Raw genomic sequence first — 14,034 nt, 5'->3', positions numbered from 1 at the left:
AAATTGGCATATCAATTCAACACCAGACAACAATCCCCGTGGACCGCTTCGAATCGCTCCAACTGTTCACCCGCATCGTCGAACTGGGCAGCTTCAGCCGGGCCGCGATGGCACTCGGCATCCCCCGGGCCACGGCCACCCACGCCATCAAGGAACTGGAAGCCAGGCTGGCCACGCGCCTGCTCGAGCGCACCACGCGCCACGTCCGCCCGACCCTGGATGGCCAGGCCTTCTACGAACGTTGCGTGCACGTGCTGAGTGAACTGGACGAGGCGGAATCCTCGCTGCGGCACGTGGCGTCGAATCCGCGCGGCGTCCTGCGCGTGGACATGCACGGCACGCACGCGACCCGCATCGTCCTGCCCAACATAGACCGGTTCCGCGACCGCTACCCGGGCATCGACCTCGTCGTCAGCAGCGGCGACCGGCTGGTCGACCTGGTCCGCGAAGGCGTCGATTGCGTGATAAGGGCGGGCCGTCCGCGCGATTCGTCCCTGGTGGCCCGGCCGCTGGCCATCATGCCTCAGGTCGTCTGCGCGAGCCCCGCCTACCTTGCCCGCTTCGGCATGCCCGGCCATCCCGACGAACTGGGGGGACACCAGGCCGTGCGCTTCTTCGCCAGCCAGGGCACCGCCGACTATCCGCTGGAACTGGTGGTCGACGGCCAGGTCCGCGCCTATGCGCCGGACGGCTGGATGTCGGTGAACGATGCCGAGAACTACGTGACGTGCGCGCTGCGCGGCTGCGGCCTGATCCAGTTGCCGCGCTTCCATGTCCTGGACGAACTGCGGGACGGACGGCTGGTGGAGGTGCTGGCCGGATGGCCCAGCCCGGGCCTGCCGCTGTCGGTGCTCTATCCGTCACACCGCCAGTTGTCCCCGCGCGTGCGGGTCTTCATCGACTGGTTGCTGGCCTTGTACGGGGAAAGGTTCGCGCCCGCCACGGTCTGAGCCGCGCGAAAAAACAAACGCCGCGCAAGCGCGGCGTTTTCAGGGGCGAAAGAACGACGGGCTTACAGCGCGCCGATCTCGCGCTGGACCCACTGGCGGATGCGCTGGGCATCGGCCGTGCGCGTGAGCGAACCGACCGAATCGAGCAGCACGATGGCCATGTCGCGGCCGCCGATGTTGGCCAGCATGACCAGGCAGCGCCCGGCTTCGTTGATGAAACCGGTCTTGGACACGATGATGTTCCAGTCGGAACGCGCCACCAGGCGATTCGTGTTACGGAAGGTCTGGTGCCGGCCGGCGACCTCGACCGAGTACTCGGTATCGGTGGTGTACTGGCGGATCAGCGGACGCTGCGAGCCTTCGCGCATCAGGCGCACCAGGTCGCGGGCGCTGGAGACGTTCTCGCTCGACAGGCCCGTGGGCTCGACGTAGTGCGTATCCTGCATGCCCAGCGCCACGGCCTTCGCGTTCATGGCCTGCACGAACGCCGGCAGGCCGCCGGGATAGTTGCGGCCCAGTGCGTTGGCGGCGCGGTTCTCGGAAGACATCAGCGCCAGGTGGAGCATGTCGGCCCGCGACAGGCGCGTGCCGACCGACAGGCGGGAATGCGTGAACTTGTGCGTGTCGATGTCGTCGGTCGTGACCTCGATCATCTCGTCCAGCGGCTGGCCGGCATCGACCACGACCAGCGCGGTCATCAGCTTGGTGATGGACGCGATGGGGGCCACCGCGCCCTCGTTCTTGGCGAACAGGACGTCGGAGGAATTCAGGTCCTGCACGAAGGCCACGCTGGAGCGCAGCGACAGGTTGCCGTCGGCGTCCTCGAGCGCCGCCGACGACGGTGCGTAGGAAGCATGGCGGATGCTGGCGGCGGCAACGGCTTTCCTGGAGGCAGGCTTGGCGGCGCGTTTCTTGGTGGTCTTGGCCGAGGCGTGGCGAGTCGTGGAGGCGGTCTTGGACTTGGCGGACCGGGTCTTGCTGGCGGTGGCTTTCTTCGCCGGCTTGGTCTTGGCGTTCTTGGACGTCGTGGTGGTGGCGGCGTGGGCCACGGGAGCGACCGCGGGAAGGGCCAGCCCGGCGGTCAGCGCGCACAGCAGTGAAATCGACAGAATGCTCTTTCTGATGCGCGCCATGTTTCCTCCGGTAACGACTCAGCCCAGGCGCCGCAGCATATCAGATTTTTCGACAAAAATCTCTATTAAATGAACGACTTAGCGCGCACATTTTAAGTCGTTATTTAAATGCCACGGCAAAAATTACAAAAAAGGCAACAAAATGGGGCGGCGTCCCGCGGGACAGCCACCCCATTTGCCCCGGAAAGCCGGGGTCAGTCGGCGTAGACGCCGGCCTTCTTGATGACCGCGCCCCACTTGGCGGTTTCGGACTTCACCAGCGCGTCGAGCGCCGCCGGCGTGGCCTTGTCGTTCAGCACGATGGCCCCGAGTTCGGTCATGCGCTGCTTGAACGCCGGGTCATCCAGGCCCGCCTTCAACGAGGTCTGGAGCTTGGTGACGATCTCGGGCGAGGTGCCCTTGGGCACCCACAAGCCGTGCCAGATGCCCACCGAGAAGTCCTTCAGGCCCGACTCGTCCAGCGTGGGCAGGTCCGGCAGGCTGGGCACGCGGGTCTTGCTGGTGACCGCGTAGGCCTTGACCTTGCCGGCCTTGATCTGCCCGGTGGTGTTGGTGGTCTGGTCGCACATGAAGTCCACCTGCTTGCCTAGCAGGTCGTTCATGGCCGGCGCGGTTCCCTTGTAGGGAATGGTCTGGAACTCGGAGCCTATCGTGCTCATGAACATCAGGCCGCACAGATGCGACGCCGAGCCGATGCCGGCATTGGCCATCGACAGCTTGCTGGCGTTGGCCTTCACGTAGGTCAGGAATTCCTTGATGTTGGTCGCCGGGAAGTTCTCGCGCGCGATGATGGTCATGGGCACGTCGACGGTCAGCCCGACCGGCTGGAAGTCGTGGGCCTGGTCGTAGCTGAGCTTGCGATACAGGGCGGGCGCGGTCGAGAAGCCGATGTGCATCAGCAGCATGGTATAGCCGTCGTTCGATGCCTTCGCCACGCGGGCGGTGCCGATGGTGCCGCCCGCGCCGCCGACGTTCTCGACCACCACGGTCTGGCCCAGCGACTTGCGCATGGCCTCGGCCAGCGAGCGCGCCACCACGTCGGTGGGACCGCCGGCGGCAAACGGGACGATCATGGTGACCGGTCGGGTGGGATAGCCCTGCGCCATTGCCTGCGCAGGTCCGAGGACGGCCGCGCTGGCCAGGGCTACGGCCCCGATAGCCGCGGACACAGCTTTCTTTTGGATAGCCATTCTTTTATCTCCTGCCTCGTTAAATAGTTGCGACGCGAGCCAACAATTCCCGCGACGGTGAGACGAGTTTAAGGGATGGAAACCATGGCATCGTGACGGTTTCGCCTATCGTTTCCCCTGAGTCCAGGCCACCGCGAAGGCCGACAGCGCCATGCCCGCCACCATGGTCGCGGTCAGCGGCTCGCCGAAGGCGGCCCAGGCCATCAGTGCCGTCACGGCCGGGGTGAGATACATCAGGCTCGCCACACGCGTGGCCGCCCCGCGCCGGATCAACAGGAACAGGAGGCAGATGGCGCCGATCGACAGCGCGAAGACCGACCACGCCCAGGCGCCCGCCAGCGCCCAGGTCCACCGCACCGCCATGGTCTCGAACAGCCACGCCGCGGGCAGCACCACGGCAAGCGAGGCGCCGAACTGCAACAGCAGCCCGGCCCGCAGGTCCACCCCGGGACAGAAGCGCCGCTGATAGACGGTGCCCGCGGTGATCGACAGCAGCGCCGCCACCGCGAAGGCCAGGGCCTGCCAGGTCAGGCCCAGCGTGCCGATGCGGTTGCCTACCACCAGGGCCACGCCCACGAACCCCAGGACCAGCCCCGCCCACTGCCGCGCGGTGGGCGGTTCGCCCATCCAGCGTCCGGCCACGGCGGTCAGGAGCGGCTGCAGCCCCACCACCAGCGCCGCCAGGCCCGCCCCCATGCCCAGATGGATGGCGATCCAGACGCCTCCCAGGTAGCCGGCCTGCAGCAGCACGCCGGCCACCGCCATGTGCATGCCCTGCCGCCAGCCCGGCCAGGCGATGCCGGCGCCGACGCAGAACGGCGCCAGTACCGCCAGCACGCCGGCGAAACGCATCGACAGAAACGTCAGGGGTTCGGCGTAGGGCAGGCCGTAGCGGGCGACGACGAAGCCGGTGCTCCAGATCAGGACGAAGAAAGGGGAAATCAGGCGGGATGGCAGCGGAGAACCCACGACGGCGGCCTTGCGGATCGGTCAGTCGGGAAGTGTAGCCGCCGCGCCACGTCCCGCACCATGCCGGAGCATGCGGCCGCTGTCCGCATGGCGCATCGCACCAAGGAGAAGTGACGCAATGCAACACGTTCCTTGCCGTCACGACGCCTGGGGCCGCGTCTCCCCTGGCGGAAAAACATGTCTTCAATCAGTCACTTAGGGGCTTGACCAACACGGTGCATTTTTTTCGTCGGGTCTCTTGACTTTCGACCACACGTCCTTAAAATACGTTTTGTGCATCGCAGCAAAGACGCTTACCGCGGTACGGTGCGTGCACCAGGATCGGGCTTTTTGGGGCGTACTCCCCTGGTTTCCCGGTCGCCTCGTGTAGACAGTCCTCAAGGAGCCCCCTATGTTTGCCACCCCCGAACGCGCCCTGGCCACCCAAAAAGCCGCCTTCGACGCCCTGCTCGCCGCGCAGAACACCGCCTTCGCCGGCTTCGAGAAGCTGGTCGACCTGCACCTCAAGGTGACCAAGGCCACGTTCGAAGAGGCCTCGCAGAAAGCTCAGGAAGCCTTCACGCTGAAGGACGGCCAGGAAGCCCTGGCGTTCGTCTCCGCGCTGGCCCAGCCCAACGCCGAAAAGGCGCTGGCCTACAGCAAGCACGTGTATGACATCGTCGCCGGCGTGCAGAGCGAATTCACCCGTCTGGGCGAAGCCCAGGTCGCCGAACAACAGCGCCAGCTGTCGGACGTGGTCGAGCAACTGGCCAAGAACGCCCCGGCCGGCTCGGAAAGCGCCCTGGCCCTGCTGAAGTCCTCGCTGGCCACCGCCACCTCGGCCTACGAATCGGTGAACAAGGCCGCCAAGCAGGCTGCCGAGCTGGCCGAGTCCAACCTGACCGCCGCCGCCAACGCGACGTTCAAGGCCGCCGCCGAAACCGGCAAGACGACTCGCGCTCGAAAGACCGCATAGGCCCACCCCCTACGCGCTTCGCGCGCCCCACATGGTGAGCCCCCAGCCGCTACGCGGCAGCCCCCCTGGGGGGCCGGGGCCCGCCTTGGGGCGGCCCGGCGCCGGGCCCCGAGGGGGCGGCACTGGCGGACCGGCAGAGCCGGATCCACCGCATCCTGGGTAAAAAAAGCGGAGAACGGCTCGTTCTCCGCTTTTTTTTAGGTTGATGCGGCGGCGAAGACGCCGCCCAGGCGGCGGGCTTCGTCGCGTAGCATGGCCAAGGCCTCGGCGGCGGTGTCGGGGTCGCCCTTGACGCCCAGTTCGATGTGGCGCCGCTTGCCCTCGCCCATGCTGGGCAGGCTGAACACCTTCACGCCCGGCCAGCGCCGCTCGATGGCTTCCATCACGGGGGCGATGCTGGACTCGGCCAGTTCGAACACCATGAACGAATGCTCCACGTGCGGCACGGCGTGGTGCAGCCCCGCGTAGCGGTGGTCCAGCGTCCATTCGATCATCGGCCACGCCATCACCGGGAAACCCGGCACGAAGGTATGGTCGCGGATGAAGAACCCCGGGATCTTGTTGTACGGATTGGGCACGATCTCGCTGCCCACCGGGAACTCGCCCATCTGCAGGCGCCGCAGGTTGTCCGGCGCGGTCATGTCGGCCGTGCCCGAGCCCTGCGCGGCGGTTTCCGCGCAGCGCTGGGTGATCAGCTCGCGGGCCCCGTCGTGCAGCGCCAGCGGCAGGTCCAGCGCGGCCGCGGCCGCCTGGCGCGTGTGGTCGTCGGGCGTCGCGCCTATGCCGCCGCACGAGAACACCACGTCGCCGCTCGCGAAGCTGCGCCGCAGCGCGGCCACCAGGGCCTCGCGATCGTCGCCCAGGAACTCTGCCCACGACAGCCGCAGGCCGCGCGCCCCCAGCAGCTCCACGATCTTGGAAAAATGCTTGTCCTGGCGACGGCCCGAGAGGATCTCGTCGCCGATGATGATCAGGCCGATACGGCGATGGGAAATGGCGGTGTCGTTCATGGCGTGGTTTCGCTGCGCAAACGGCGCAGCGCCTCGAGTGCGAAGTGCGAGAACAGGAGCGCGGAAAACACCGGCAACAGGAACCAGGCCGGCGGCAGCAGATTGAGCAGCGAGCAGATCAGCCCCAGGCCCCAGAAGCCGCGATTGTGCCGCGCCATCAGGATGCGCCGCTCTTGCGGCGAGGCATGCTCGATCATGGCGTCGAGCCGCAGCATGCGGGTGAAAGCAAAGGCCCACCACGCGATCGGCAACAGCACCGCCAACGGCGGCAGCAGCCACAGCGGCATGGTGAACAGCCACCCCAGCACGAACAGCGTGGTCACCCACACCGCGTTCCAGACACTGGCCACCGTGGCATTGCGGCCGCGCCGCTGCAGGCCTGGATAATCGTGCTGTTCCAGGTTGCGCAGCACCAGCGGCATGATCAACACCGCCGCCACCACCAGCCCTAATATGCCCGACAACGGCAACAGGATCAGCGTCGCCACGACGGGAATCAGCCACAGCTTCAGCGACGCGATGCCGATCGCGACCAGCATGCTGTCGATCTGCCCCATCAACGGCAGCGAGAACAGCGTGCCCTGCAGCCACTCGGTCAGCGGCGTCCAGAACAGCCAGATCAGCACCACGGCGCCCACCAGCGCGACCAGGAACGGCAACAACAGCGCCAGCAGCATGGGTCCACGGAACTGGGACACCACCGCGCGCCCGAAGGCCAGCCCCACGCCTTGCAGGCCGGCGCTGACGTCACCGCGTTCGACAGGAGAAGAAGTCATCAGAGCTCCGGGAATTCAGCCACGATTGCAAGTATGACGCATGGCACAGGCATAATGGCTGGAACTCTCTACTTCTTCGCACCATGGCCGTCTATCTTCCCGACACCGGCGCCAGCGACCTCTCGCGGCGCCTCGACGATCCGCAGACCATACTGGTGGCATGCCTGTGCGCGGCCTGGTGCGGCACCTGCCGCGAATACCTGCCCAAGTTCGAGGAACTGTCCGGCCGCTTCAAGGATCACGTCTTCCTGTGGGTGGACGTCGAGGAACACCCCGATCTCCTCGACGACCAGGACATCGAGGACTTCCCTACTCTCCTGATCCAGAACGGCAACCAGACCCTGTTCTACGGCCCCATGCTGCCCCACATCGGCCACCTGGAACGCCTGCTCGAAAGCCTTCAGACCGACAGCCCTCCGCCCAACCTGCCGGGGGCGCCGGAACTGCGGCGCAGCCTGACCTGAGAAGCCTACCGGCTCAACGCCTCCCAGCTCTTCTGCAACCGCTTGACCGAAACCGGCATGGGCGTTCTCAGTTCCTGCGCGAACAACGCCACCCGCAGTTCCTCCAGCATCCACCGGAACTCGTCCAGCTTTCCATCCGGCACCCCCTTGCGCGCCGCCCGAGCCCGCTGATACGGCACCAGCAACTGATTCAGATCCGCCAGCAACCGCGCATCGCGCGCCGGATCCGCGCGCAGCTTGTCGATCCGTGCCTGGACCGCCTTGAAATACCGGGGAAAATGCGACAACTGCGGGAACGGCGTATCGCGCACGAACCACTTCCCCATCAGCCCGCGCATCTGCTGCTCCATGTCCGCATGGGCCGCGGCATGCGGCTTGGCCTGCGGCAGCTTGCGCTGCGCCGCGGCCCATTCGGTCAGCACCGCCGCCACCAGGCGCGCGATCTCCTGCGCCAGCAGCCCCACCCTGCCCTTGCCCTCGGTACGCCGCTGCGCGAACGACGCCGCGTCCGCCGGCCAGGGATCGGCCAGGCAGGCCTGCGCCAGCGCCGCGTCCACGATCTGGTCGCGCAGTTCCTCCTGCGTGCCCAGCGGCATGTAGAGCATGCTCATCTGCGTCATGCCGGTCAGGTTCTTCTCCAGGAACTTGACCTGCTCCTTCAGTTGCAGCCGGAACAGCCGCAGCAGCCCCGCGCGGTGGTGCCGCGCGGCCTCGTCCGGATCGTCGAACACGTCCAGGTCGCAGTGCGTGACCCGGTCCACCAGCGCCGGATAACCGATCACCGACAAGCCCCCGCGCTTGATCTCCATCAGCTCCGGCAAGGGCCCGAAGGTCCAGTCTGTCAGGTTCTCGTGCGCCAGCGCCTGCGCCACCTCCTTGTCGCGCGCGGCCACCTGCTGGAACGTGGCCTGCGCCTCGCGCCCCAGTTGCGCCTTCAGGTGCGACAGATTGCGGCTCATGTCCAGCATGCGGCCGTGCTCGTCCACCACGCGGAAGTTCATCGACAGATGCGCCGGTAGCGTCTCCTGCTTGAAGTCCGACGGCGCCAGATGCACCGTGGTCTGCTCGCGCACGTCGGCGATCAGCGCCTCGACCAGCCCGCGGTCAGGCTTCTGCGCCTGTTCGAACCAGCGATCGTAGAACCCCGCCGCGTACTCGGGCAGCGGCACGCAGTGCCGGCGCAGCTTCTGCGGCAGCGACTTCAGCAGCAGATGGACCTTCTCCTTCAGCATGCCCGGCACCAGCCACTCGCAGCGCGCCGGATCGAGCTGGTTCAGCGCGAACAGGGGCACCGACAGCGTCACCCCGTCGCGCGGCGAGCCCGGTTCGAAGTGATAGTCGAGCGCCATGTCGATGCCGTGCAGCGACAGTTTCTTGGGAAACACCTCGGTCGTGACGCCCGCCGCCTCGTGCCGCATCAGCTCGTCGCGCGACAGGAACAGCAGCTTGCCGCCACCGGGCTTGCGCGCTTCTTCCTGATACCACTTCTCCAGCGTCACCACGCGGTTCACGTCCGCCGGCACCTGCCGTTCATAGAACGCGAAGATCAGGTCCTCGTCGACCAGGATGTCGGGCCGGCGCGACTTGTGTTCGAGTTTCTCGATATCGGCGACCAGCTTGCGGTTGTGCGCGATGAAGGGCAGCCGGCTGTCGAGTTCTCCGGTGACCAGGGCCTCGCGGATGAACAGCTCGCGCGCCTGGCGGGCATCGATGCGCCCATAGTCGATCCGGCGGCCGGCATAGATGGTCAGCCCGTACAGGGTCGCGCGCTCGTTGGCGACCACGCGCCCTTCCTTCTTTTCCCAGCGCGGATCGGACCAGTTCTTGCGCAGCAGGTGGCCGCCCACGCGCTCCACCCACGTCGGATCGATACGCGCGATGCAGCGCGCGAACAGGCGCGAGGTCTCGACCAGTTCGGCCGCCACGACCCACCGCCCCGCCTTCTTCGCCAGCCGGGAACCCGGATGGATGAAGAACCGTATGCCGCGCGCGCCCAGGTACTGGGCCTCTTCGTCGGACTTGTAGCCGAGGTTGCCCAGCAGCCCGGCAAGCAGCGCCAGGTGGATCTGTTCCAGCGTGGCCTCGGTCTGGTTCAGGCGCCAGCCATGCTCGCCCACCACCGCGGCCAGTTGCGAATGCACGTCGCGCCATTCGCGCATGCGCACCGGCGACAGGAAATTCTGGCGCAGGTTCTCCACCAGCTTGCGCTGCGACTGCTTGTGTTCGACCGCTTCGTTGAACCATTTCCACAGCTTCAGGAAGGCCATGAACTCCGACCGTTCGTCGGCGAACTTGGCATGGGCCTGGTCGGCCGCCTCCTGCGCGTCCATGGGCCGGTCGCGCGGATCCTGCACCGACAGCGCGGCCGCGATGATCAGCACCTCGCTCAGGCAGGACTGGTCGCGCGCCGCCAGGATCATGCGGCCGATGCGCGGGTCCACCGGCAGCCGTGCCAGTTCGCGCCCCACGGGCGTGAGCACGTTGTCCTCGTCGATGGCGCCCAGCTCCTGCAGGAGGTGGTAGCCGTCGGCGACGGCGCGCCCCGGCGGCGCCTCGACGAAGGGGAACTGCTCGATGTCGTCCAGCTTCAGCGACTTCATCCGCAGGATGACGCTGGCCAGCGACGAGCGCAGGATCTCCGGATCGGTGAAGGGCGGGCGCGCCGCGTAGTCGGTGTCCTCGTACAGGCGGATGCACACGCCCGGCCCGATGCGGCCGCAGCGCCCGGCCCGCTGGTTGGCCGAAGCCTGGCTGACCGGCTCGATGCGCAGCTGTTCGACCTTGTTGCGCCACGAATAGCGCTTCATCCGGACCAGGCCGGTATCGACCACGAAGCGTATGCCGGGCACCGTCAGCGAGGTCTCGGCCACGTTGGTGGCCAGGACGACGCGGCGGCCGCTGCCCTTGGGGTGGAAGACCCGTTCCTGCTCGGCCTGCGACAGCCGGGCGAACAGCGGCAGCACCTCGGTGCCGGGCGGATGGTGCTTGCGCAGGGCCTCGGCCGCCTCGCGGATCTCGCGCTCGCCGGGCAGGAACACCAGCACGTCGCCCGCGCCGTGGCGGGCGCACTCGTCCACCGCATCGACGATGGCGTCGATCAGGTCCCGCTCCTCGTCGCGGGACAGGTTTTCCTTCTCGCGCGTCCGCTCGGGCTTCCTGGCCGGCTGCTCGTCGCCGTCGCTGGCCTGCATGCCGCGGGTGTCCACCGGCCGGTAGCGCACCTCGACCGGATAGAGCCGTCCCGAGACGTTGATGACCGGCACCTCGGGCTGGCCGGGCAGGCTGAAATGCCGGGCGAAGCGCTCCGCGTCGATGGTTGCCGATGTAATGATCAGTTTCAAATCGGGCCGCCGGGCCAGCAGTTGGCGCAGGTAGCCCAACAGGAAATCGATGTTCAGGCTGCGTTCGTGCGCCTCGTCGATGATGAGGGTGTCGTACGCGCGCAACCACGGATCGCGCTGCGACTCGGCCAGCAGGATGCCGTCGGTCATCAGCTTGACCGAGGCCCCCGGGGCCGTGCGGTCGTTGAAACGGACCTGGTAGCCGACCACTTCGCCCAATGGCGTGCCAAGCTCCTCGGCGATCCGGCGCGCCACCGAGGTGGCCGCCAGGCGCCGCGGCTGGGTGTGGCCGATCATGCCGGCCACGCCGCGGCCGGCGTCCAGGCAGATCTTGGGCAGCTGGGTGGTCTTGCCCGATCCGGTCTCGCCGCTGACGATGATGACCTGGTGCGCCGCCAGGGCACGCGCGATCTCGTCTCGCCGGCCGCTGACAGGCAGGTCTTCGGGGTAGGTAACGGGCGGAACCGGGTTGCGCCGTCGTGCCAAAGGCACATTCTTGGTGGATTGTGCGACCATGAGAAGAACTTGGGTTAACCCATCATTATAATTTTGGGATGAACGCAGCCGCACAGCCTCCCGACCCCGATCCTGCCCCCTCCGACCTGCACGCCCGCTTCGTGCAGTGGTTCCGCGAGGTGGCGCCCTACGTACACGCCTTCCGCGGCAAGATCTTCGTGGTGGCTTTCGGCGGCGAACTCGTCCAGGAGGGCGCCCTGAACGTCCTGATCCAGGACCTTTCCCTGCTCAGCGCGCTGGGCATACGCCTGGTGCTGGTCCACGGCTCGCGCCCCCAGGTCAACGAGCAGCTCCGGCTCAAGGGCATCCCCTTCCAGTTCGGCCGCGGCCTGCAGATGACCGACGCCGCCGCGCTGGAATGCGCCAAGGAAGCGGCCGGCGAAATCCGCCTGGACATCGAGGCGGCGTTCAGCCAGGGCCTGCCCAACACGCCCATGTCCCATTCGCATATCCGGGTCATTTCGGGCAACTTCATCACCGCCCGCCCCGTCGGCGTCATCGACGGCGTCGACTACCGCCATACCGGCCAGGTACGCAAGGTGGACGCCGAGGCCCTGAACATGGCCCTGGGCCAGGGGTCCATCACGCTGCTGTCGCCGCTGGGCTTCTCGCCCACCGGCGAGGCCTTCAACCTTTCCATGGAAGACGTCGGCACCGCCGTGGCGGTGGCCCTGCGCGCCGAAAAGCTGATATTCCTGACCGACGCCCCCGTCATCCAGGACAAGGAAGGCTACGTCGACACCGAGCTGGCGCGCGAGGACGCCGACGCCCTGATCTCCCAGGGCGACCTGGACGCGGGCACGGCCGTGGTGCTCAAGCACGCCTCGCGGGCGGTCAAGCTGGGCGTGGCGCGCGCGCATCTCGTGCCCTACGACCTGGACGGCGGCGTGCTGCTGGAGGTCTTCACCCACGACGGCGTGGGCACCATGGTCGTGGAAGACACGCTGGACGACCTGCGCCCGGCCACCATCGACGACGTCGGCGCCATCCTGCACCTGATCGAGCCGCTGGAAGTGGACGGCACGCTGGTGCGCCGCGGCCGCGGCAGCATCGAGCGCGACGTCGAGAAATTCTCGGTCAGCGAGCACGACGGCGTCATCTACGGCTGTGCGGCGCTCTACACCTACCCCGACGAAAAGATGGCCGAGATGGCCGCGCTGACCGTCAACCCGCAGTGGCAGGGCACGGGCGAAGGCGACAAGCTCCTGCGCCATATCGAAAGCCGCGCCCGGGCGGCGGGCATCACGCGGCTGTTCGTGCTGACCACGCGGACCGCGCACTGGTTCATCAAGCGCGGCTTCGCCCAGGGCAGCGTGGCCGATCTGCCCAAGGACAAGCAGGCGCACTACGACCGCAGCCGCAACAGCCAGGTGTTCATCAAGCGGCTATAAGCCGGTTTTCATAAAATGTATTTACATACATTTTCCCCAATCCAATATCAGAGCAAACTCTGATATTAAATGCATTTACATATTTCTTGCTTCGCATTACCTTAGGCTGAAACGACCCCCGCGCCCGCCCACCGGCGTCCGCGAAGCCAAGGAGCAAGCATGAACGTGCATCGCAGGCAATTCGGCGCGGCGGCGCTGGCCATGGCGGCAGCCTGGACCGCCGGCGCGCAGGACACCTATCCCTCGCGGGCCATCACACTGGTGGTGGCCTACGCCCCCACCGGCGACACGGACGCCATGGCGCGTCTCTACGCGGCCAGGCTGTCGGCCCGCCTCAAGCAGCCGGTGGTGGTCCTGAACCGCCCTGGCGCGGCCGGCACCATAGGCAGCCGCTACGTCGGACAGGCCGCGCCGGATGGCCATACCCTGCTGTTCGCGCCCAACACCGTGGCCACCGCCCCCCTGGTCATGAAGCCCGAGGCCCTGACCTACGACGTGCTGAACGACTTCGCCCCCATCGTCCAGACGTCGATCTGCCCGCTGATCCTGGTGGCCAATCCCGCCACCGGCTTCAAGACCCTGGCCGACGTGGTGGACGCCGCGCGCGGCGGGCGGCAACTGGCCTTCGGCACGCCCGGCCCGGGATCCCCCATGCACATCGCCGGCGAATGGCTGAACCGCGCCGCCGGCATCGGCATCCAGCACGTGCCCTACCGCGCCAACGTGGCGGCCCAGATCATAGGCGGCCATGTGCCGCTGGGCTACGTCACCCTGGGCACCGTCGCGCCGTACCTGCAGGCGGGCAAGGTCACCGCGCTTGCCGTGACCGATCCGGCCCGCTCGTCCTTCCTTCCCGACGTACCGACGATGGCCGAATCCGGCTACCCCCAGGTCGTGGTGGGTGCCTGGCACGGATTCTTCGCCCCCAAGGGCACGCCCGACCACGTCGTGGCGCTGCTCAACCGCCACCTGAACGAAATCCTGCGCATGCCGGACGTGGTCGAGACGCTGAAGCACTTCGCGGCCGAACCGGTGGGCGGCCCTCCCGCCCGCCTCAAGGAACTGGTGGCGGCCGACCACCGCCGGCTGGGCGGGATCATCGGCGAACTCGGTATCCGCGCCGACTGACCGGGGCGTCCGCAAACGGCCGAGGGGTCCATTTCGGCCAATTTGCGGCGGACGGCGGCCATCCTCGGGGCGGGATGCCCGCTGCCCGCGCACGCGCGGCTATATTGCCGCCGCATACGCCGCGAAAGGAGCAACCCATGAAGACCAAAGCCGCGATCGCCTGGAAGGCAGGCGCGCCCCTGACCATCGAAGAAGTGGACCTGGAAGGTCC

The 14,034-nt window shown here is 67.3% G+C and carries 11 protein-coding genes and 1 pseudogene; 6 read left to right on the top strand and 6 right to left on the bottom strand.

The annotated features are described in order from the left end of the window. Nucleotides 1-38 precede the first annotated feature (38 nt). Nucleotides 39-950, top strand: coding sequence for a LysR family transcriptional regulator (locus WKR98_RS13870; protein ID WP_341433884.1), 912 nt, complete (start codon nt 39-41; stop codon nt 948-950). A 62-nt stretch (nt 951-1,012) separates the two neighbouring features. On the opposite strand, the gene pbpG is transcribed toward WKR98_RS13870, so the two are convergent. The 3 genes from pbpG to WKR98_RS13855 all read right to left on the bottom strand — a co-directional run bounded on the left by pbpG (nt 1,013) and on the right by WKR98_RS13855 (nt 4,242). Further along, on the bottom strand, nt 1,013-2,083 hold the full coding sequence (gene pbpG, locus WKR98_RS13865) for a D-alanyl-D-alanine endopeptidase (RefSeq protein ID WP_124690000.1): 1,071 nt from the start codon (nt 2,081-2,083) through the stop codon (nt 1,013-1,015). A gap of 194 nt (nt 2,084-2,277) precedes the next feature. Beyond that, nucleotides 2,278-3,273, bottom strand: coding sequence for a tripartite tricarboxylate transporter substrate binding protein BugD (locus WKR98_RS13860; RefSeq protein WP_341433883.1), 996 nt, complete (start codon nt 3,271-3,273; stop codon nt 2,278-2,280). A 105-nt stretch (nt 3,274-3,378) separates the two neighbouring features. Then, entirely contained in the window at nt 3,379-4,242 is an 864-nt protein-coding gene (locus tag WKR98_RS13855; protein WP_341433882.1) for a DMT family transporter, read from the bottom strand. A 391-nt stretch (nt 4,243-4,633) separates the two neighbouring features. Between WKR98_RS13855 and WKR98_RS13850 the strand changes: the two genes are divergently transcribed. After that, complete coding sequence (locus tag WKR98_RS13850) at nt 4,634-5,197, top strand: phasin family protein (protein WP_124690002.1); 564 nt, start codon at nt 4,634-4,636, stop codon at nt 5,195-5,197. A 197-nt stretch (nt 5,198-5,394) separates the two neighbouring features. Here WKR98_RS13850 and WKR98_RS13845 read toward each other — a convergent pair whose 3' ends face one another. Together WKR98_RS13845 and WKR98_RS13840 are read right to left on the bottom strand one after the other, a co-directional pair. Further along, nucleotides 5,395-6,207 carry a competence/damage-inducible protein A gene (locus tag WKR98_RS13845; protein WP_341433881.1) on the bottom strand — a complete coding sequence of 271 codons (813 nt, stop codon included), beginning with the start codon at nt 6,205-6,207 and terminating at the stop codon, nt 5,395-5,397. Beyond that, entirely contained in the window at nt 6,204-6,983 is a 780-nt protein-coding gene (locus WKR98_RS13840) for an EI24 domain-containing protein (RefSeq protein ID WP_341433880.1), read from the bottom strand. Before WKR98_RS13840 ends, WKR98_RS13845 begins: the two co-directional genes overlap by 4 nt. A gap of 83 nt (nt 6,984-7,066) precedes the next feature. On the opposite strand from WKR98_RS13840, the gene WKR98_RS13835 reads away from it, so the two are divergent. Continuing rightward, nucleotides 7,067-7,447, top strand: a complete 381-nt coding sequence (locus tag WKR98_RS13835) for a thioredoxin family protein (protein ID WP_124690005.1) — start codon at nt 7,067-7,069, stop codon at nt 7,445-7,447. A gap of 5 nt (nt 7,448-7,452) precedes the next feature. Here WKR98_RS13835 and hrpA read toward each other — a convergent pair whose 3' ends face one another. Beyond that, nucleotides 7,453-11,304, bottom strand: a complete 3,852-nt coding sequence (gene hrpA, locus WKR98_RS13830) for an ATP-dependent RNA helicase HrpA (RefSeq protein WP_341433879.1) — start codon at nt 11,302-11,304, stop codon at nt 7,453-7,455. Between the two features lie 38 nt (nt 11,305-11,342). Between hrpA and argA the strand changes: the two genes are divergently transcribed. The 3 genes and pseudogenes from argA to WKR98_RS13815 all read left to right on the top strand — a co-directional run. After that, complete coding sequence (argA, locus tag WKR98_RS13825) at nt 11,343-12,695, top strand: amino-acid N-acetyltransferase (RefSeq protein WP_124690007.1); 1,353 nt, start codon at nt 11,343-11,345, stop codon at nt 12,693-12,695. 159 nt (nt 12,696-12,854) lie between these two features. After that, nucleotides 12,855-13,823: a Bug family tripartite tricarboxylate transporter substrate binding protein gene (locus tag WKR98_RS13820; protein ID WP_341433878.1), complete on the top strand. Its 969-nt coding sequence runs from the start codon at nt 12,855-12,857 to the stop codon at nt 13,821-13,823. A gap of 137 nt (nt 13,824-13,960) precedes the next feature. Beyond that, nucleotides 13,961-14,034: pseudogene (locus tag WKR98_RS13815) on the top strand (zinc-binding alcohol dehydrogenase); the annotation flags it as partial.

The organism is Pigmentiphaga sp. YJ18 (assembly GCF_038066655.1).
GTDB lineage: Bacteria > Pseudomonadota > Gammaproteobacteria > Burkholderiales > Burkholderiaceae_B > Pigmentiphaga.
This window is presented reverse-complemented; position numbering and strand designations above follow the sequence as displayed.